The organism is Shewanella rhizosphaerae (assembly GCF_019457655.1).
GTDB classification, from domain to species: Bacteria; Pseudomonadota; Gammaproteobacteria; order Enterobacterales; family Shewanellaceae; genus Shewanella; species Shewanella loihica.
The window spans coordinates 937,670-956,468 of the sequence record NZ_CP080420.1; the positions used below are offsets into that span (position 1 = coordinate 937,670).

Genomic DNA, 18,799 nt, shown 5'->3' on the forward strand with positions numbered 1-18,799 from the left:
AGAAAGAGTCATGTTTGAAGTAAATCCGGTTAAATTTAAAATCAAGGAGCTGGCCGAGCGCACCCAACTTCTTCGGGGGTATCTTTGACTACGATGCCAAGAGTGAGCGTCTAGAAGAAGTCAGTCGAGAGCTAGAGAGCGCCGACGTTTGGAACAATCCCGATAATGCCCAGGCCCTGGGTAAAGAGCGCGCCTCCCTTGAGGCCGTGGTCAAGACCATAGACGATATGGACAGCGGCCTAGAGGATGTGGAAGGCCTGCTGGAGCTGGCCGTCGAAGAGGAAGATGAAGACACCTTCAACGACGCCAACAGCGAGCTGGCTGGTTTAGAGAAGCGCCTGGAAGAGCTGGAGTTCCGCCGCATGTTCTCGGGTCCGAACGACGCCTCTGATTGCTACCTTGATATTCAATCGGGTTCTGGTGGTACCGAGGCTCAGGATTGGGCCAACATGGTGCTACGTATGTATCTGCGCTGGGGCGAAGCCAAGGGCTATAAGCCTGAGCTTATCGAAGTCACCGACGGCGACGTCGCCGGCATCAAGGGCGCCACCATCAAGTTTACCGGCGAGTACGCCTTCGGGTCGCTACGTACCGAAACCGGGGTACACCGTCTGGTGCGTAAGTCGCCGTTCGACTCCTCGGGTAAGCGTCACACCTCGTTCTGCTCTGTGTTTGTCTATCCGGAGATCGACGACTCTATCGAGATCGATATCAATCCGGCGGATCTGCGCATCGACGTTTACCGCGCCTCGGGCGCTGGTGGTCAGCACGTTAACCGTACCGAGTCTGCGGTACGTATTACCCACTTGCCGACCAATACCGTAGTGCAGTGCCAGAACGATCGTTCACAGCACAAGAACAAAGACACGGCGATGAAACAGCTGAAAGCTAAGCTGTTCGAACTGGAAATGCATAAGCAAAACGCCGAGAAGCAAGCCGCCGAAGACGCCAAGTCTGATATCGGCTGGGGCAGCCAGATCCGCTCATACGTGCTGGACGATGCCCGTATCAAAGATCTGCGTACCGGCGTGGAAAACCGTAATACCCAGAGCGTCCTCGACGGCGATCTGGACAAGTTTATTGAAGCTAGCCTGAAATCTGGCCTTTAACGAGAGAAGAAGATGACTGAACAAACTCAAGACGAAAACAAGTTAATTGCAGAGCGCCGTGCCAAGTTAGATCACGTTCGCGCTTCTTGCCCTGCTAACGGTCACCCGAACAACTTCGATCGAAAACATAAGGCTGCCGACATCCAGGCCGAGTATGGTCAATACAGCAAGGAAGAGCTGGAAGAGATGAATGTCCAGCGTTCTATCGCCGGTCGTATCATGGCCAAGCGTGGTCCCTTCCTGGTGATCCAAGACGTGAGCGGTCGCATCCAGGCCTATGCCGGTAAAGACGTTCAGAAAGATCTTAAGGCCAAGTATCAAGGTCTGGATATCGGTGACATTATCGGTGTGACCGGCCAGCTGCACCTGTCTGGCAAGGGTGACCTCTATGTCAACATGGAAGAGTACCAGCTGCTGACCAAGGCGCTGCGTCCGCTGCCTGAGAAATTCCACGGCCTGACCGACCAGGAGACCCGCTACCGTCAGCGTTATGTAGACCTGATCGTGAACGAAGAGTCACGTGCGGCCTTCATCATGCGCTCTAAAGTGGTTACCGCTATCCGTAACTTCATGGTAAGCAAAGAGTTCATGGAAGTGGAAACCCCTATGATGCACAGCATCCCGGGTGGTGCTTCGGCGCGTCCTTTCATTACTCACCACAATGCGCTGGATATCGAGATGTACCTGCGTATCGCGCCTGAGCTATACCTCAAGCGTCTGGTGGTTGGTGGTTTCGAGCGTGTGTTCGAGATCAACCGTAACTTCCGTAACGAAGGCCTGTCGCCACGCCATAACCCAGAATTCACCATGATGGAATTCTATATGGCCTATTCCGACTACAAAGATCTGATGGACCTGACCGAAGAGATGCTCTCGTCAATCGCCAAAGATCTGCTGGGTGATACCAAGCTGCCATACGGCGAGCACACTATCGACTTCGGCGGTCCTTACGAGCGTCTGAGCATGCTGGATGCGATCAAGAAGTACAACCCAGACAACGAGACGATTCAGTCTATGACCTATGAAGAGGTTAAAGACGTCGAGTTTATGCGTAACCTGGCCAAGAGCCTGGGCATGACTATCGAGAAGTTCTGGACCTGTGGTCAGCTGCTGGAAGAGATCTTCGGTGAAACCGCCGAGCCTAAGCTGATGCAGCCTACCTTCATCACTGGCTACCCGGCAGATATCTCGCCGCTGGCCCGCCGTAACGATGAGAACCACTTCATCACCGACCGTTTCGAGTTCTTCATCGGTGGTCGCGAAGTGGCCAACGGCTTCAGCGAGCTGAACGATGCCGAAGATCAAGACAAGCGTTTCAAGGCGCAGGTCGATGCTAAAGATGCGGGCGACGATGAAGCCATGTTCTATGACGCCGACTACATCACGGCGCTGGAGCACGGTCTGCCACCGACTGCCGGTCAGGGTATCGGTATCGACCGTCTGGTGATGTTGTTTACTAACACTCACACCATTCGTGACGTTATCCTCTTCCCGGCGATGCGTCCTCAGGGATAAGCCGGCAACGCTTAAGAAAAAAACCAGCCTCAGGGCTGGTTTTTTTATCTGCGGCATTTGCAGCTAAAGTGACCGCCTGAGATGAAGTTTTAGATTAAACCACTGATAAGTTACTCTATTTCTAGTATAAGATGGGTTGGTCAGCTGCCCGTGCCATTTTTTGTCGGGGCTAACACACTTTTGTTAAATTAAGGTTAATTTATCGCATTTGCAGGTGTCCATTACGACTATTTGGCGATAAGCTAGCGAAAAGGATTCAGGGATAGTGACACTCGGTCGTCGCTCTCGGAGTAGGATAGTGATAGATATCAAGATTCCAGATGAAGCGTTACAAGATTGGCAGGAAGCGTTAGAGACCCTGGCCCAGGCGTTTGACGGCAGTCTTTTCCTGCTGGCCCTCACAGCCAGCGATGGTCTGACGCCACAGCTTAGCCTGTGCGATGACAATCAGGTCCATCGCCAGAGTGTCGCCCAGCTTTGCGCCCAGGGACTCAGCCTGTTTCGCGACTATATCGAACATCCCCATCATCCCCGTGAACCTGTCGATGTCGGCGGCATCATACTGCATCCGCTCTTCTGGCCGTCCCAGGCCCTTTATGGCGCCCTGTGTCTGGTGCCAAACGAACAAGCCAACCACAATAAGCGGCTAAATACTCAGGTCAAGCTGACCTGTCAGGCGATGCAATATGCCCTGATTAACCTCTATCAGACCCATCGCCAGCAGGTAATAGAGATAGCGCCGCAAGCGGCGCCGAATGTGGATCTGCAACTCTTTATCGACAGCCTGCAGGAGCATGTGTGGATGAAGGATGTGGCGGGACGCTACGTGCTGATCAACCACAGCGTCGAGATCGCCTGGGGGCGCAGCAAAGAGCAGCTGCTCAATCGCACCGACGATGAGATCTTCTCCCCCGAGCTGGCCGAAGAGTTTGTTCAGGGGGATTATGAGTCAATCGTGCGCGGCGTGCAGGTGACGGCCGCCGAGTGCGAGGCTAAAGATATAGACCAGTCCAACTCCTGGCTGGAGACCACTAAGGTCCCGGTCGTCTCGCCCGATGGCACTCTGGAGGGGGTGATCGGCATTTCCCGTAACATCACCTCCCATAAGGCGGCCCAGGAACAGCTGGAGCTGGCGGCCAACATCTTCGAGAATTCGGTGGAAGGTGTGGTGATCACAGACGCCAGCGGCAATATCGTCGAGGTTCATGGCGCCTTTACCGAGATCACCGGCTATAGCCGCGACGAGGTGCTGGGGGAAAACCCGCGCATCTTAAATTCCGGCCGTCACGACAAGGCCTTCTTCGAGCGCCTGTGGCGCTCGTTGCTGACCAATGGTAAGTGGCACGGCGAGATCTGGAACCGACGCAAGAGCGGCGCCATCTATCCAGAGCAGCTCACCATCAGCTCCATGTATGGCGACGATCATCAGGTGCGCTATTTCGTCGCTGTGTTTGCCGATATCTCGGCCCAGAAGCAGAGCGAGAAGGAGCTGGCGCGGCTGGTGTACCACGACCCGCTGACCAAGTTGCCTAACCGCATGATGCTGTCGGCCAACCTGGAGCAGGAGCTGAGGCACGCCGCCCGTGAAGAGACCGAGCTGGCGCTTATCTTCATCGACGTGGATCTGTTTAAACATATCAATGACAGCTACGGCCATGTGACCGGCGATGCCATCTTGGTGGAGGTCGCCAGACGTCTGGGACAGAAGCTCGGCGAAGAGGCGACTCTGGCCAGGCTAGGTAGCGATGAGTTTATCGCCGTCCTGCCCCATGTGGAGAGTGACGACAGCGTCTCCCTCATGGTGAGCCGGCTGCGCGAAGCCTTCGATGCGCCCTTCTTGCTGGATGATGAAGGCAGCGTGCGCCTTACCGCCAGCATGGGGGTGGCCATCTATCCGGGTGATGGCGAGAGCGGCGACACCCTGCTGCGTAACGCCGACACCGCCATGCACAGGGCCAAGGCCAATGGCCGCAACAACTACGCCTTCTATACCCAATCTCTGACCCTGGCTTCGGTGGAACATCTCAAGCTACAGAGTGCGCTGCACGATGCTATCAACAAGGATGCCTTCTATCTGGTGTATCAGCCCAAGTTGGCGCTGGGTTCGGGTCAGTGTGTCGGCTTCGAGGCGCTGCTGCGCTGGGAAGATCCACAGCTTGGCACTATCTCGCCGGCCATCTTCATCCCAGTGGCAGAGAATATCGGCCTAATCAATGAGATAGGTCTCTGGGTACTGAAACAGGCGGCTACCCAGGGGGCTCAATGGTTAGCGGAGGGCAAGACTTTCGGTCGCATCTCGGTGAACGTTGCCGGGCCTCAGCTGCAGCAGAAAGCGTTTTGCGCTCAGGTGAAACGCGTGCTCGACGAGGCGGGACTGCCGCCCGAATACCTTGAGCTTGAGGTCACCGAGAGCTGCATGATGTCCGATCCCCTGGCGGTGATCGAGGTGCTTAAACAATTGGGCGAGCTCGGGGTCGAGTTGTCGGTGGATGATTTCGGGACTGGCTATTCGTCGCTGAACTACCTGAAGCGTCTGCCCATACATAAGCTGAAGATAGATCAGTCCTTCATTCGTGATATTCCCAGAGACGGTAACAACACGGCAATCGCCAAGGCGGTGATCGCCCTTGGCCATGCGCTGAATCTCTGCATCATAGCAGAAGGGGTGGAGACGCCGGAGCAGGCGGCCTTCCTCGAGGCAGCGGGGTGCGATCAGGCCCAGGGCTATCTCTATAGCAAGCCCAGAGTGGTCGAGGAGCTAGCCGAGTTCTTAGGTTAGCGCTAGGGCTAGTACTTAGATTCGCTCTTGGGCTAACGTCTGGCCTAGCCTAGAGTCGCGAGCGGTTTAACTTCGCCTGGCTGCAACGCACCCAGGTGGATATCGCCTATGCGTACCCGCACCAGTCTCAGGGTGGCAAAGCCCACGGCGGCGGTCATCTTACGCAGCTGACGATTCTTGCCCTCGGTAATGGTGATCGCCAGCCAGCTGGTCGGCCCGTGGCGGGCGTCTCTTATCTTGCGTCCCCGCGGCGGTAGGTCTGGCGCCTGGTCGAGGCGGCGCGCGCGGCAGGGCAGGGTGCGATACTTCTCGCCCTTGATACCTATCTCAAGCCCCTCGCAGAGGCTCAATATCGCCTTATCTGTGATCTCGCCATCGAGCTGCAGGTAATACTCTTTCTCGATCGACTTGCTGCGCACCGCGTGGCTGGTCTTGCCATCTGTGGTCAATAGCAGTAACCCCTCAGAGTCATGATCCAGCCGGCCGATCGCCATGATACCCGCGGGAAAGTCTGCCAGCTCACCAAGTAAAGGCTTACGTTTACGCCGCTCGCCGACAAACTGGCTCAGATAGCCGTAAGGTTTAAAGATCATGAAGTGTTGGGCAGGCGTGCTTGTTTGCCCAGTCGATTGCATCTGTTCTTGGGCTTCGCCTTGAGTCGCTTCAAGTGAATCTGAGGTCACTTTTAAAGGGCTATCTTCTGCGGTCGTGACTTCTGCTGGTATCGGGGCTGACTTAGAGGCTGCTATACGGGTTGGATTAGGGGCTGGCTTAGGAGCTGACATGGGCTTCTCTGTGGTAATGGGCCGGGACAGTTTACCACGAATGGCGCGGCGTTTTTATGGTCAGATTAATAATGACAACGCTGTCATTTGTGGTTATAGTAATGTTAATTTCTCTCATCGGCGCGTAGAACTGAGTATATGGTATTGCAGCCAGCCGCCGTGAGAGGGCGTTAACTACCAGGGCCAAGACGAATCAAATCATGCAAATTGTTATTCTAAAAGACAGCGCCGAGGTGGCGGAATATGGTGCCAATCTCATCATCAATCAGCTTAAGCGCAAGCAGGACTCGGTGCTGGGGCTGGCGACTGGCTCGACCCCTGTGTCACTCTATCAGCGCCTGGTGGCCGCCAATCAGGCAGGCGCCGTCACCTTCAAAGGGGTGACCAGCTTTAACCTGGACGAATATCTGGGGCTGGAGGGGAGTCATCCCCAGAGCTATCGCTACTTCATGGACAGCCAACTGTTCGATGCTATCGACATCAATAAGACCAATACCCATGTGCCGCCGGGTGACGCCGAAGATCCCATCGCCGCCTGCGAGGCCTATGAGGCGCGGATTCTGGCCGCCGGCGGTATCGATATTCAGCTGCTCGGCATAGGCCGCAACGGGCATATCGGCTTCAACGAGCCCTCATCTGGCCTGATGTCACGTACCCGGGTCAAGACGCTGACCCAGGCGACCATAGAAGACAATGCCCGTTTCTTCGCCGAGGGGGAATATCAGCCCCACCTGTCGATCACCATGGGGATAGGCACCATTTTAGATGCCAAGAAGGTGCTGCTGCTGGCCACAGGTGAGAGTAAGGCAGATGCCATTCGCGCCGCGGTTGAGGGCGCCCTGAGCGCCGCCTGTCCGGCATCGGCGTTGCAGCTGCATCGCGACGCCGTACTGGTGATCGATGAGGCGGCCGCATCTAAGCTGGCCGACAAGGAGTTTTATCGTCATATCGAGGTGGAGAACCAGCTGTTGCAGGCCAGGCTGGCGGCCCTCAAGGCCGGCGAGTAACCATAGCTATTGGTAAACCCAAGGGGCGTCTCTCACTGGAGGCGCCCTTTCTGTTTTGGGGCGTTGCCAAGGCAAGGCCGTGTTATTAATCGGCTCTTTGCTGGTACTAGGAGCTGGTACTAAGAGCTGGTACTAGGATCTGGTATTAGGAGCAGGAGTTAGCTGTCGGCGCCGCTTTCCAACACCCTGATTCTTGACTATGTTATGACAGATACAACTAGGCCAGACCATTTTGTGCCAGCCACAAGGGGCATCGCCCGCCTGCTAAGGAACTCGTCATGCTAAAGAAACTCCTGATACTCGTACTCCTGCTGCTCTCATCCCCCTTTATTGCCGCCCTGTTTATCGAAGAAGATTACCGTGTGGATACCCAAATCGTTATCGACAGGCCGGCGGACCAGGTATTCGACTTCTTGAGAAAGCTCAAAAACCAGGATCAATTCAGCGTCTGGGCCAAGATGGACACGGCCATGGAAAAGAGTTATCGCGGCGAGGATGGCACAGTAGGCTTTGTCTCAAGCTGGCGCAGCGATAACCCAGATGTCGGCGCGGGAGAGCAGGAGATCATGGCTATCTTCCCCGGCAAGCGTATCGAGTATGAACTGAGATTTAAGACGCCCTTCGAGGCGGTCTCGCCCGCCTATATCACTACCGACGCCCTGGGGCCGAACCGGACCGAGGTGCACTGGGGCTTTAGCGGCCACATGGCCTATCCCATGAATATATTGCTGCCGCTGATGCAGGTGGATGCCATGGTGGAGCGGGATCTCAGCCAGGGGCTGAGTAACCTAAAGACCCTACTCGAGAGCAACTGAGCCTGAGGGAGATGGTCATGGAAAAGCACAACATCTTTGCGTCCCTGCCGGAGGATCTCACCCTGGAGGTGTTCGAGCCCATGGTGGATACCGGCGGCGTGTTGATCGAGCGTATCGTCTCTAAGGCCCATCGTACGCCAGAGGGACAATGGTACGATCAGGACAGAAACGAGTGGGTCATGGTGCTTAAGGGGGAGGCGACCTTAGTGTTCGAGGGCGCCGAGGTGGTGCACCTTAAGGCGGGCGATCACCTGAATATTCCTGCTCATTGCCGCCACAGGGTCAGCTGGACCAGTGAGCATGAGGAGACCCTCTGGCTGGCGGTGCATTACTGAATATAAGGCGGCCGGCATTAGCAAAAGCCGATGCTCGAGTGGATTGTGAGCCTGATGAATGGCTGGCTTGGTGAAAAAATGCGCGATACCGAGGTGTTTTGTGAGCCAGGTCTGTTATAATCGCGCCCCTAATTTTTATCTATCTGTGATCTGATTCGAGACTCCTCATGGACAAGCCTGAGATTTTTATCCCCGATAGCGCCCCGATAGCGCCGGTAACTACCCGCTCAAACCGCCTCGAGCTCTTGGCCCCCGCCAAGAATGCCGACTATGGTATCGAGGCCATCAAGCATGGTGCCGACGCCGTCTATATCGGTGGCCCAGCCTTCGGTGCCAGGGCAACCGCCGGCAACAGCGTCGAGGATATCGCGCGTCTGTGTGAGTTTGCCCATCGCTATCACGCCCAGGTATTTGTCGCCATCAACACCATCTTGATGGACGACGAGTTGGACGCGGCGCAGAAGCTGATCTGGCAGGTGTATGAGGCCGGTGCCGACGCCCTGATCGTGCAGGACATGGGGGTGCTTCAGCTGAATATTCCGCCTATCGCCCTGCACGCCAGTACCCAGATGGATAACCGTAACCCAGAGAAGGTCGCCTTCTTGGAGCAGGTAGGCTTCTCACAGGTGGTGCTCGCCCGTGAACTGGGCCTGAGTCAGATCCGTGATGTGGCGGCTAAGACTAATATGCAGCTGGAGTTCTTCATCCACGGCGCCCTGTGCGTTGCCTACAGCGGCCTGTGTAACCTGAGTCACGCCTTCAGTAACCGCAGCGCCAACCGCGGCGAGTGTTCGCAGATGTGCCGTCTGCCGGGGGATCTCAAGACCCGCCAGGGTGAGGTGTTGGCGCAGAACGAACACCTGCTATCGCTCAAAGACAACAACCAGACAGATAACTTAGAGGCGTTGATCGATGCCGGTATTCGCTCCTTTAAGATCGAGGGCCGCCTTAAAGATCTTAGCTATGTGAAGAACGTGACCGCTCACTATCGCCAGGAGCTGGATAAGATCATCGCGCGCCGCCCCGAGTTTGTGGCCTCCAGTCACGGCCGCTGCGAGCACAGCTTCACGCCTAACACAGAGAAGACCTTTAACCGTGGCCGCACCGACTACTTCGTCAACGAACGCAGCCAAGGGGTCAGCGATTTCCGCTCGCCGAAATATATCGGCGAAGAGGTGGGCAAGGTGGCGGCCCTGGGGAAAGACTTTATTCAGGTGGAATCGAGCCACAGCTTCAACAACGGTGACGGCCTGTGTTACTTCCCGCCGAACTATGAGAAGGCTAAGCAGTCTGACGATAAGCTGCAGGGGCTCAGGGTTAACCGCGCTGACGGCAACAAGCTGTATGTGATCGCCGTACCGGGCGATCTTAAGGTGGGCGCCACCCTGTATCGTAACCATGATCAGGCGTTCGAGACAGTGCTGGCCAAGGAGTCCTCCAAGCGTATCATCAAGGTGGATATGACCCTGAGCGACACAGAAAAAGGGGTCGCGCTGACCATGACCGACCAATATGGCCTGAGCGCCACCCGCGAGCTGGAACTCGACAAGACCCCGGCCACAAACACAGAGAAGGCGCTGAAGAATCTGCGCAAGCAGCTGGGTAAGCTGGGCAGCACGGACTTCGAAGCCCGCGAGATCAATATCGAGACCGCCAGTCCCTGGTTTATGCCGGCCTCCCTGCTTAATGGCCTGCGCCGTGACACGGTTGCCGCCCTGGAGCTGGCGCGCGTCGAGGGCTACGAGCGTCCACAGGCATGGAAATACAACCAAGATGCCGTCTATCCCTTTAAGCACCTGAGCTTCATGGGCAACGTGGCCAACGAGAAGGCCAAAGACTTCTACACACGCCATGGGGTGATCGAGATAGAAGACACCTATGAGAAGAACGGCGTAACAGAAGATGCGCCGCTGATGGTGACCAAGCATTGCCTGCGCTTTAACTTCAACCTCTGCCCGAAAGAGGTGCCCGGCATCAAGGCGGAGCCGCTGCAGATTGAGATAGGCAAGGATGTGCTTAAGCTGGTATTCGACTGTCCTAAATGCGAAATGATGGTTGTCGGCGCTAACCGTCAGGTATAGGCTAGGGAACAAATTAAGTTCACTTTCAAGGAGATCAAATATGGGACTGTTAGATGCGCTGATGGGCAATGCTGCCGAAGTGAACCTGGATGAGTTAGCCCAGGAGCTGGGGCCTATCATGGGCGATAACGAGCAGTTAGCGCTGGCTTACCGTGTCATCCGCGACATGTTCGTGTTCACCAACAAGCGACTCATCCTCATCGACAAGCAGGGCGTTACCGGCAAGAAGGTGAGTTATCACTCTGTGCCCTATAAGGCGATTACCCATTTTGAGGTGGAAACCGCCGGGACCTTCGACATGGACGCCGAGTTAAAGTTATGGATCTCGGGGCAGAAAGATCCCCTGGTGAAGGAGCTGAAGAAGGGCACCGACGTCGTGGGCATTCAGAAGACGATTGCTAACTTTTCTCTATAACACTAGTTCGCTTTAACGCGACGCGCCCTCGTTATTTTTTAAGCCCAGGCCTAGCCCTGGGCTTTTTGTTGCCAGTTCCAGCTTGGGGTCGAGAGCAGATCTTGCCCCACAATCTTGGTCTGCCCCAGCTGCTTGTCGAGTTCGATTAGTTGACACTGCTCAAATTCGTTGAGGGCATTGATCAGCCTATTGGCGTGGGAGACCACCCAGAGCTGACACACCTTAGAGGCCTTGGCGATAAGCCGGGCCAGTGCAGGTAACAGATCTGGATGCAGGCTGGTCTCCGGCTCGTTGAGCACCATCAGCTCAGGCGGCCTTGGGGTGAGCAGGGCGGCGATCAACAGCAGATACCTTAGGGTGCCGTCAGACAGCTCCTGGGCGTTGAGGGGTCTTAGCAGCCCCTGCTGGTGAAAGTTGACGCTTAACAGGCCACCGGCCTGGTAGCCTATGGTGACATGGGCGCCGGGAAAGGCATCACTCACCGCCTCATCGAAACTTTCCCTATCGCCTATCTCGAAGATGGTCTGGATCGCCGAGGCCAGATCCCGGCCGTCATGGTGCAGCACTGGGGTGCGGGTACCCAGCTGTGGCTGACGCGCGGGCGCCTCGCCGTCACTGCGAAAATGATCGTAGAAGCGCCAGGCGCGAATGCTGTCTCTGAGCCTGAGCACCTCGGGCGTGCGGCTGGGATCCGACAGCTCGGTGAAGATGCTGTCGCCGTGCTGCATATGCTGATTCAGGCTCTGCCAGCCATCTTGCCCCCCTTGCTGGGCGCGCCCCTTCACCATGGGGCCACGTCGCTCCACCAGTACGGCGGCGGGTCGATACTTGTTGCCGACCCAGATCGCCTCGCGTTTTATCTGAGGATCTAGCCCGAAGAGGGTGGTGCTGTCTGGCTTGGGTAGCCCAAGCTCTATGAGGTAGCTGAACTCATCGCCGGCAAAGCCCAGTTTCAGTCGCTTGGTCTGCTGCCGAACCGTAGGGGTTATCTCGGTATCGCCGCTCAACATCCCCTTGGTGAGATTTTCCGGTCCCGCCCAGAAGCAGGAGTCCAGTCCGCCCTCTTGGGCCAGGGCATTGACCACGCCACCTTGGGCCGTCTGTGCCAGCAGCCTAAGCGCCTTGTAGAGGTTGGACTTGCCACTGCCGTTGGCGCCCGTGACCAGATTGAGCCGACCCAGGGGCAGGCGTATGTCTCGCAGCGAACGGTAGTTGTTGATGGCTAAGGTGGTCAGCATGGCGCTCTTTTTTTGTGGCTTTAGTATTGGTTTTAGTCGTGGTTTTTGTTTTTAGTTTTGGTTGAGCATGAGTCTAATTTTGGCTTGGGGCAATAGTGGCATCTTTAGGCTCTCGATGCCATCAACACTCAAACGTGGGGCGAGCTTACCCCTGTTGCATCTCATCCCTGTTGCAGCTTAGCCAGATGCGCCTTGCGCTCCGGGGTATAGTGCCACCAGGGCCGGGAATCTTCACCTTCCATGAAACGCACCGCGGCGATAAACATATCGATGACACAGGGATCGTGACGACACTGGGTGATGGCTTCGAGCTGGGCGTGCATCTGATACGGATCCAGCCCGATAAGCTCCTTGGGATGATGCAGGCCGAGCTTGTAAAAATCCTCCGCCGTGGCCTTACCCACGTTGGGGATCATGGTGAACTCAGTGATGGTATCGCGGGCTGACATCTGTTTTCTCTTCTTATCTGTGTGGTTTTAAGTGTACGGCGTTTAACGCGGCTTGTCAGCGGCTCCCTAGGCCAGCAAGGCATAACCGACCGCGGCTAGCATGGCGATGGCGAAGAAGATGCGCAGCGCCCTCGCGGCCTTTGGCCTGGAAAATAGCGGGCGTAGCAGGCCGCCGAAGATCAGCCAGAGGCTGTCTACCAGAGTCGCGACCAGCAAGGCGCAGATCCCCGTGGCCAGATAGCCCAGTGCCGTGTTCTCCAGTGGCAGTAAAAATTGGGAGAAGATGGCCAGGAAGGCAGCATAGGCCTTGGGATTGAGCAGGTTGAGGATAAAGCCATCCTTGAAGCTCGGTGCCTGCTGCGCGTCATCTAACTGGGTGCAGGGGGCACTGGCAATCTTATAGGCGATGAAGGCGATATAGGCGGCGCCGAGCAGTTGACAGGTGAGCCTGAGGTCGGGAAAGCGGCTAAACAGGGCGGCGAGTCCGGCGCTGGCGCCTATGATGGCGACCGAGAGCCCAAGGAGTATGCCCGCCAGGAAGGGGGCGCCGCGTCTTATGCCAAAGGTGGCGCCCGTGGCGGCCAGTGCCAGCGGCGCCGGGCCGGGTGAGCCCAGGAGTAATCCGGTGGCGGCGATTAACGAAACGAGTGATTCCAACATGCCAGGCTCCTTGTGGCGCGCTTTTAATGGGCAACCCATTTGCCCGGATAGAGCATCTTAGCCTGATTGGTTTATCTGTAAAGCCATGGGGGCGATTTGGCGCGACGCCTCGCTGCAAGGCTAACGCTACACCTAGCACTGCCCTCTCTGTAACTCGGCGGTAAACCTCGCGGTAAATCTAGCGATAAACCTAGGGGCGACACCTCGCGAGATCTGCACAGGTTTCATTACACTTTCGACTTCCTGCCTATCGGGTCGGTGCTGGCTGCTTGAGGATATCTTGCTGCCAGCGCTCGGCGAGAAAATCGATGAAGTGGCGAATCAGATGTTGCTGATAGCTGCGCGAGAGGTAGACGGCCCACAGCGTCTTACCCGGCAGGTGATATTCAGGCAGCAGCTCGACCAGCGCCCCAGATGCCAAGTGCACATTGGCGAGATCGCAGGGCAGGTGAATGAGCCCCTTGCCCCGCAGCGCCGCCTTGATGAGGACGCCCATGTCGTTGGCCTGCAGGTTACCGCCGACCTTTTTTTCGATATTTTGATTGTCTTTGACAAACAACCAGCGGGTTTGGCTGGCGTGCAGCAGGCAGTTGTGCGCCGTGATATCGTCGAGGCTGGTGATGGGCTCATGGCTAGCGAGATAGTCAGGCGAGGCGCACAGCACTGAGTCTATATGCATCAGGCGACGGGCGATCAGGCTCTCATCGGGCTGCTGGGTGTAACGCAGGGCGATATCAACTCGCTCATCGACCAGCTGCACCATCTCATCCGACAGCAGCAGCTGCACCTTGACCTCGGGATGCTCGCGGGTGAAGTTATCGATCGCATCGAACAGCAGCGCCTGACCCAGGCCGATGGGGGAGGCGATACGTATGCTGCCGACCAGCTCTTGCCTATGACGCTGGGCGCGGTTTTGTAGCGCCGCGACCTCATCGAGGATCTTCTGGCAATAGATGAAGGCCTCTTCGCCCTGCACGCTCAGGCTGACGCTGCGGGTGGTGCGATGCAGCAGGCGCAGTCCCAGCCAACGTTCCACCTCCTGAATATGGCGGGAGACCTGTAGTCGACTGAGGCCTAGTTGTTCGGCGGCCTGGGTAAAGCTGCCGCAACTGGCCACCTCGACGAAGCTACGGATCGCGCTGATCTTATCCATTCTAGTAACCTTATTTTGCAATCCAGATTAGTAACGCATAGTGAAACAATGATGCTCTATCTAAGCTGTTTATCACGATAAGCGGGCCAAGTAAACTGATGCCAATTTAGTCAGATAGTGAGGAACAGAAGATGAATATAGCGATTATTGGCGCCACGGGTTGGATAGGCAGTACCTTGATGCAGGAGGCCTTAAGCCGCCAATTGCCGGTCACCGCCCTGGTAAGAGACCCGGCTAAATTAACCGGTGAGTTAGCCGGTCAGGTTACGGCGCGGGTCGTCGATCTCGAGCAGGGTATCGACCCTCAGGTATTCGAGGGGATTGACCTGGTGATCGCCTCCGTGGGTGGACGAGCCTCTGGCCAGCATCAATTGGTGCCCCAGAGCGCCAAGGCGCTGCTCGAGCTGCTGCCCAAGACTCAGGTTAAGCGCCTCTTGTGGGTCGGCGGCGCCGGCAGTCTCGAGCTGGCCCCGGGCCAGCCCCTGGTGCAATCGCCAGGATTCCCGCCAGAATACAGGGATGAGGCCTTGGCCCAGGGCGAGGCGCTTAAGGTATTCAGGGCGAGCGATTCGCCGCTTAACTGGACCTTTGTCAGCCCGGCGGCGGAGATCTACCCCGGCGCCAGCGAAGGGCCCTATCGTATCGGCGGCGATAGGTTCTTTACCGACGAGGAGGGACGCAGCCGCATCTCGGTCGCGGACTACGCTAAGGCGATGCTAGATCTAATTGATTCAGACAACTATGCCCGCCAGCGGATCAGCGTGGCTTACTAGAGTCGCGAAGAAGGCCATTAGGGCCTGAAAAACAAAAAGCCACTCTATGAGTGGCTTTTTTAATGGCTTTTGGCTCAGCCTATGGCTTTTGATTTGGCCTATGGCTTAACCGTCTTCACGCCTTCAGGGGTGCCGACCAGCAGGACGTCGGCGCCGCGGTTGGCGAACAGGCCGTTGGTGACCACACCAACGATCTGGTTGATCTGCTCTTCAAGCGCCTTTGGATTGAAGATCTTCATGTTGTAGACATCCAGGATCACGTTGCCGTTATCTGTGACTACGCCTTCACGGTAGACAGGGTCACCGCCTAATTTGACCAGCTCGCGGGCCACGTAAGAACGTGCCATAGGAATCACTTCTACCGGCAGCGGAAACTCGCCCAATACCTCGACCTCCTTGGTGTTATCCACGATGCAGACGAACTTGTCGGCCACGGCGGCAACAATCTTCTCGCGGGTCAGCGCGGCGCCGCCACCCTTGATCATGTCCATGTGGCCGTTGATCTCGTCGGCGCCATCGACATAGACAGAGAGCTGATCGACAGAGTTCAGGTCGAATACCGGGATCCCCAGCGCCTTCATCTTCTCGGTCGAGGCCTCAGAGCTAGACACTGCGCCTTCGATATCGGCCTTCATAGTGGCCAGTGCATCGATAAAGTGGTTAACGGTCGAGCCGGTACCCACGCCGACAATACTGTCTTTCTCTACATACTCGAGCGCGGCCCATCCGGCGGCTTTTTTCATTTCATCTTGAGTCATAAGGAGTTCCTATAAGGATAAACGAAGCATTTTGTCGTCATTATACCTCTAGTTCTCCTCTGGAGTATGTCAAATGACGCAGTTTGTTGCTTTAGCGCAGAATTTATTCCCCAGATCCCATGGGAAATTTGTGTGAAATCTCCCAACTTGAGCCTGCGGCTGGGGTTTTGTCTGGCGCCCTCTGGAAAAATGTATTGAGGCAGAGTACTTTAGCTCTCAACAAGCGTACTTTAGCTTGCAGTTAGCGCTAAAGATTAGCGCTTCATTCGCGAGAGCGCCCTCACGCCCAAGGCGGTGGGTAAAGGATATAGAAGAGAGTAAGGAGAGAGCATGGCGGGCGCGAGTCTGTTAACCCTGTTGGATGATATCGCGGCAATATTGGATGATGTCGCCCTGATGAGTAAGGTGGCGGCGCGCAAGACGGCCGGTGTGTTGGGGGACGATCTGGCGTTAAACGCCCAGCAGGTGTCTGGGGTGAATGCGGACCGTGAGCTGCCCGTGGTGTGGGCGGTGGCTAAGGGATCGCTGCGCAACAAGTGTATCTTGGTTCCGGCGGCGCTGCTGATCAGTGCCTTTATCCCCTGGGCGGTGACGCCGCTGTTGATGTTTGGTGGCCTGTTTCTCTGCTATGAAGGGTTTGAGAAGGTATATCACTCCCTGACCCACAAGCATGAACCTGCCATGAGTCAGAGCGAGATGGCCAAGGCGGCAGAGGATCTCAAGGCCTTCGAGAAGCAGAAGGTGGCCGGCGCTATCCGTACCGACTTCGTGCTCTCGGCGGAGATCATCGCCATCACCCTGGGGGTGGTGGCCGAGAGCAGTTTCATGACCCAGGTGGTGACTCTGGCGATCATCGCCGTGCTGATGACAGTCGGTGTCTACGGTCTGGTGGCGGGCATCGTCAAGCTAGATGATGCCGGGCTCTATCTGAGTCAGCGTCAGGGGGATGGCCTGCTGCGCCGTCTGGGGCGTAAGTTAGGTGGTGGCCTGGTAAATGCGGCGCCTTACCTGATGCGTGGCCTTACCGTGGTGGGCACCATCGCCATGTTTATGGTGGGCGGCGGTATCCTCACCCATGGGATACATCAGATTGCCGAGGTGTTCGAGCAGGCGGCCCATTGGGTGGCTGGGCTTACTATAATCGGGCCTGTCTTGGCCTGGATGACTCCGAGTCTGCTCAACGCCCTGTTTGGTGTCTTGGTGGGCGCGGTGGCCCTTGTTGTGATGTCGCTGATTGGGCGGCTACGCAACTGATATTTGAAGGTCAGATGTAGCATAATGTATCAGTAACAACTTGTATCTTATATTGTTTTCTAATTTAGTGCCTCGTAACATCCCTAAGGTGACACGCGTTGGGGACTGTGATGAAAAAGCAAATAATAGAGAAGTTGGCGCTGGGAATATTGCTGCTTTTGGGCTTAACCGCCTGCGGCGGTGAAGAGGGCAGCAATGGGGCGATAGTCAATCCGCCGGTGACCGGCCCCGTGCCCGAGATGAGCATAGATGCCTGCTTCATCATGACCACGAGTCTGGGGGAGGTTGGGCTAGGCATCGATAGCCGCCATACGCCGCAATCGGCGGCCAACTTCATCGGCTATGTCGACGATGGCTTTTACGACGGCACCCTGATCCACAGGGTGATCCACAACTTCATCATCCAGGGGGGCGGATTCACCTCTGGCATGGTGCCTAAGCCCGGCAAGGCGCCCATTAAAAATGAGGCCAGCGTGGGCTTTAGCAACCTCAGGGGCACCCTGGCCATGGCGCGCGCCCGTCAGAGCGATTCGGCCACCTCGCAGTTTTTCATCAACGCCTTAGACAATCCGCAGCTGGATTATAGCGCCAGCAGCGAAGGCTACGCCGTGTTTGGCAGGGTGCTGTCTGGCATGGAGGTGGTGGATAAGATTGGCATAGTCGCCACCACCCGGGTGGGGGAGTACGCCGATGTGCCGCTGGAGGAGATAGTGATCCAAGGTATCAACTCCAGCGAGTGCCCTATGTTGGAAGAATGATCGTCTAAGCGCCGCTTGCCTGATGATGTTTGACCAGATCTATCATCGCCTGAGCGGCGAAGGAGAGGCTGAGATCTTTACGCCAAAACAGGCTCATCTGCCAGCTGAGATCCGTCTGGATCAGGGGGCGGGTGATAACGCCGTTGGGGCGGTAGCGCTCGGCAATAAATTTAGGCAGTAGCATCAGGCCGATCCCGGCGGCCACTAGGGCGACGCCAAACTCCGGCTGGTTCACCTGGGTGGGGTTCTTGATGCTCACACCGGCCTGCTGGCAGGCATTGATCACCATCTCATGCAGGGAAAACTCAGACTCAAACAGGATCTGCGCCTGGCCATCGAGCTCGCCAAGGGGGATCTCCGAGCGCCTGGCTAGCGGATGCTCGCTGGGAAGTACCACCACCATAGGCTCGGTATGGATGGCGATCCCCTCATAGCGGTCCTTGAGATCGATAATGCCGGTGGCGAGTTCTATCTCCCCCTGTTGCAGGGCCTGGGTCTGCTCGACACCGCCGCGAACCAGCAGCTGGGTCTCTATCTCTGGGTAGGCCTGGCGATATTTGGCGATGATGGGGGCGAACAGTTCGGCGCTGCCCAGCGGCGCCAGCCCCAGTTTTAGTATGCCGCGATTGAGGCCCTTCAGCTGAGCCAGCTCCTCCATCATTGCCTGCTTATCTTCCAAAAGCCTGAGGGCGTGGCGGTAGACCACCTCACCATGGGGGGTGAGCTGCACCTTAGTGCCGCGTTTGCCGCGGGTGAGCAGAGGCAATGCCAGCTCGCTCTCCAGCTGGGCGATAGACTTGGACAGAGCGGGCTGGCTGATATGGATCCGCTCGGCGGCGCGGTTAAAGCCTCCCGAGGCGACGATCTCGACGAAGTAGTGTAGTGCCTTAAGATCCATTAAATAGCTTTTGGTGA

At 56.7% G+C, this 18,799-nt stretch carries 18 protein-coding genes; 11 read left to right on the forward strand and 7 right to left on the reverse strand.

Features of this window, described 5'->3' with window-relative positions:
- Positions 1 to 10: 10 nt before the first annotated feature.
- The 3 genes from prfB (at position 11) to K0I63_RS04210 (ending at position 5,403) form a co-directional block, all read left to right on the forward strand.
- Positions 11 to 1,109, forward strand: a protein-coding gene (gene prfB / locus K0I63_RS04200) for a peptide chain release factor 2 (protein WP_186300663.1) whose coding sequence is annotated in 2 segments (ribosomal slippage) — positions 11 to 85 and positions 87 to 1,109 — 1,098 coding nt in all. Because the reading frame shifts where the segments join, the coding sequence is not laid out codon by codon here.
- Between the two features lie 12 nt (positions 1,110 to 1,121).
- Complete coding sequence (gene lysS, locus K0I63_RS04205) at positions 1,122 to 2,624, forward strand: lysine--tRNA ligase (RefSeq protein ID WP_220082647.1); 1,503 nt, start codon at positions 1,122 to 1,124, stop codon at positions 2,622 to 2,624.
- 298 nt (positions 2,625 to 2,922) lie between these two features.
- Complete coding sequence (locus tag K0I63_RS04210) at positions 2,923 to 5,403, forward strand: sensor domain-containing protein (protein WP_258406936.1); 2,481 nt, start codon at positions 2,923 to 2,925, stop codon at positions 5,401 to 5,403.
- A gap of 44 nt (positions 5,404 to 5,447) precedes the next feature.
- On the opposite strand, the gene K0I63_RS04215 is transcribed toward K0I63_RS04210, so the two are convergent.
- Positions 5,448 to 6,038, reverse strand: a complete 591-nt coding sequence (locus K0I63_RS04215; RefSeq protein ID WP_220083370.1) for a pseudouridine synthase — start codon at positions 6,036 to 6,038, stop codon at positions 5,448 to 5,450.
- 350 nt (positions 6,039 to 6,388) lie between these two features.
- On the opposite strand from K0I63_RS04215, the gene nagB reads away from it, so the two are divergent.
- The 5 genes from nagB to K0I63_RS04240 all read left to right on the forward strand — a co-directional run bounded on the left by nagB (position 6,389) and on the right by K0I63_RS04240 (position 10,841).
- Positions 6,389 to 7,195: a glucosamine-6-phosphate deaminase gene (nagB, locus tag K0I63_RS04220; protein WP_220082649.1), complete on the forward strand. Its 807-nt coding sequence runs from the start codon at positions 6,389 to 6,391 to the stop codon at positions 7,193 to 7,195.
- A 278-nt stretch (positions 7,196 to 7,473) separates the two neighbouring features.
- On the forward strand, positions 7,474 to 8,010 hold the full coding sequence (locus K0I63_RS04225) for an SRPBCC family protein (protein WP_220082650.1): 537 nt from the start codon (positions 7,474 to 7,476) through the stop codon (positions 8,008 to 8,010).
- Between the two features lie 17 nt (positions 8,011 to 8,027).
- A complete protein-coding gene (locus tag K0I63_RS04230; protein WP_220082651.1) occupies positions 8,028 to 8,345 on the forward strand; it encodes a cupin domain-containing protein in 318 nt (105 codons plus the stop codon).
- A 167-nt stretch (positions 8,346 to 8,512) separates the two neighbouring features.
- On the forward strand, positions 8,513 to 10,426 hold the full coding sequence (locus K0I63_RS04235; protein ID WP_220082652.1) for a peptidase U32 family protein: 1,914 nt from the start codon (positions 8,513 to 8,515) through the stop codon (positions 10,424 to 10,426).
- A 40-nt stretch (positions 10,427 to 10,466) separates the two neighbouring features.
- Positions 10,467 to 10,841 (forward strand): PH domain-containing protein, encoded by a 375-nt coding sequence (locus K0I63_RS04240; RefSeq protein WP_011864625.1) that lies wholly within the window; start codon positions 10,467 to 10,469, stop codon positions 10,839 to 10,841.
- A gap of 50 nt (positions 10,842 to 10,891) precedes the next feature.
- Here K0I63_RS04240 and K0I63_RS04245 read toward each other — a convergent pair whose 3' ends face one another.
- From K0I63_RS04245 to K0I63_RS04260, 4 genes are all read right to left on the reverse strand, one after another.
- Positions 10,892 to 12,079 (reverse strand): AAA family ATPase, encoded by a 1,188-nt coding sequence (locus K0I63_RS04245; RefSeq protein ID WP_220044380.1) that lies wholly within the window; start codon positions 12,077 to 12,079, stop codon positions 10,892 to 10,894.
- A gap of 161 nt (positions 12,080 to 12,240) precedes the next feature.
- Positions 12,241 to 12,528, reverse strand: a complete 288-nt coding sequence (locus K0I63_RS04250) for a helix-hairpin-helix domain-containing protein (RefSeq protein ID WP_220082653.1) — start codon at positions 12,526 to 12,528, stop codon at positions 12,241 to 12,243.
- Between the two features lie 66 nt (positions 12,529 to 12,594).
- The gene (locus K0I63_RS04255; protein ID WP_220082654.1) at positions 12,595 to 13,188 is read right to left on the reverse strand and encodes a LysE family translocator; all 594 of its coding nucleotides are present in this window, start codon (positions 13,186 to 13,188) and stop codon (positions 12,595 to 12,597) included.
- Between the two features lie 247 nt (positions 13,189 to 13,435).
- Positions 13,436 to 14,341 (reverse strand): LysR family transcriptional regulator, encoded by a 906-nt coding sequence (locus K0I63_RS04260; RefSeq protein WP_220082655.1) that lies wholly within the window; start codon positions 14,339 to 14,341, stop codon positions 13,436 to 13,438.
- A 131-nt stretch (positions 14,342 to 14,472) separates the two neighbouring features.
- On the opposite strand from K0I63_RS04260, the gene K0I63_RS04265 reads away from it, so the two are divergent.
- Positions 14,473 to 15,114, forward strand: coding sequence for an NAD(P)-dependent oxidoreductase (locus K0I63_RS04265; protein WP_220082656.1), 642 nt, complete (start codon positions 14,473 to 14,475; stop codon positions 15,112 to 15,114).
- Positions 15,115 to 15,212: 98 nt separating this feature from the next.
- On the opposite strand, the gene rpiA is transcribed toward K0I63_RS04265, so the two are convergent.
- Positions 15,213 to 15,872 (reverse strand): ribose-5-phosphate isomerase RpiA, encoded by a 660-nt coding sequence (gene rpiA / locus K0I63_RS04270; RefSeq protein ID WP_011864631.1) that lies wholly within the window; start codon positions 15,870 to 15,872, stop codon positions 15,213 to 15,215.
- A gap of 330 nt (positions 15,873 to 16,202) precedes the next feature.
- Here rpiA and K0I63_RS04275 point away from each other — a divergent pair, with 330 nt between their 5' ends.
- Together K0I63_RS04275 and K0I63_RS04280 are read left to right on the forward strand one after the other, a co-directional pair.
- Positions 16,203 to 17,126, forward strand: a complete 924-nt coding sequence (locus K0I63_RS04275; RefSeq protein ID WP_220082657.1) for a DUF808 domain-containing protein — start codon at positions 16,203 to 16,205, stop codon at positions 17,124 to 17,126.
- Positions 17,127 to 17,236: 110 nt separating this feature from the next.
- Positions 17,237 to 17,884: a peptidylprolyl isomerase gene (locus K0I63_RS04280; protein ID WP_220082658.1), complete on the forward strand. Its 648-nt coding sequence runs from the start codon at positions 17,237 to 17,239 to the stop codon at positions 17,882 to 17,884.
- Positions 17,885 to 17,888: 4 nt separating this feature from the next.
- Here K0I63_RS04280 and K0I63_RS04285 read toward each other — a convergent pair whose 3' ends face one another.
- Entirely contained in the window at positions 17,889 to 18,782 is an 894-nt protein-coding gene (locus K0I63_RS04285) for a LysR substrate-binding domain-containing protein (RefSeq protein ID WP_220082659.1), read from the reverse strand.
- Positions 18,783 to 18,799: the final 17 nt, after the last annotated feature.

Excerpts from the sequence above, each read along its gene's own strand:
- nagB (WP_220082649.1), top strand. The coding sequence starts at position 6,389 with ATGCAAATTGTTATTCTAAAAGACAGCGCCGAGGTGGCGGAATATGGT.
- K0I63_RS04235 (WP_220082652.1), top strand. The coding sequence starts at position 8,513 with ATGGACAAGCCTGAGATTTTTATCCCCGATAGCGCCCCGATAGCGCCG.
- K0I63_RS04230 (WP_220082651.1), top strand. The coding sequence starts at position 8,028 with ATGGAAAAGCACAACATCTTTGCGTCCCTGCCGGAGGATCTCACCCTG.
- K0I63_RS04245 (WP_220044380.1), bottom strand. The coding sequence starts at position 12,079 with ATGCTGACCACCTTAGCCATCAACAACTACCGTTCGCTGCGAGACATA.
- rpiA (WP_011864631.1), bottom strand. The coding sequence starts at position 15,872 with ATGACTCAAGATGAAATGAAAAAAGCCGCCGGATGGGCCGCGCTCGAG.
- K0I63_RS04275 (WP_220082657.1), top strand. The coding sequence starts at position 16,203 with ATGGCGGGCGCGAGTCTGTTAACCCTGTTGGATGATATCGCGGCAATA.
- K0I63_RS04240 (WP_011864625.1), top strand. The coding sequence starts at position 10,467 with ATGGGACTGTTAGATGCGCTGATGGGCAATGCTGCCGAAGTGAACCTG.
- lysS (WP_220082647.1), top strand. The coding sequence starts at position 1,122 with ATGACTGAACAAACTCAAGACGAAAACAAGTTAATTGCAGAGCGCCGT.
- K0I63_RS04215 (WP_220083370.1), bottom strand. The coding sequence starts at position 6,038 with ATGCAATCGACTGGGCAAACAAGCACGCCTGCCCAACACTTCATGATC.
- K0I63_RS04280 (WP_220082658.1), top strand. The coding sequence starts at position 17,237 with ATGAAAAAGCAAATAATAGAGAAGTTGGCGCTGGGAATATTGCTGCTT.
- K0I63_RS04260 (WP_220082655.1), bottom strand. The coding sequence starts at position 14,341 with ATGGATAAGATCAGCGCGATCCGTAGCTTCGTCGAGGTGGCCAGTTGC.
- K0I63_RS04225 (WP_220082650.1), top strand. The coding sequence starts at position 7,474 with ATGCTAAAGAAACTCCTGATACTCGTACTCCTGCTGCTCTCATCCCCC.
- K0I63_RS04255 (WP_220082654.1), bottom strand. The coding sequence starts at position 13,188 with ATGTTGGAATCACTCGTTTCGTTAATCGCCGCCACCGGATTACTCCTG.
- K0I63_RS04265 (WP_220082656.1), top strand. The coding sequence starts at position 14,473 with ATGAATATAGCGATTATTGGCGCCACGGGTTGGATAGGCAGTACCTTG.
- K0I63_RS04285 (WP_220082659.1), bottom strand. The coding sequence starts at position 18,782 with ATGGATCTTAAGGCACTACACTACTTCGTCGAGATCGTCGCCTCGGGA.
- K0I63_RS04250 (WP_220082653.1), bottom strand. The coding sequence starts at position 12,528 with ATGTCAGCCCGCGATACCATCACTGAGTTCACCATGATCCCCAACGTG.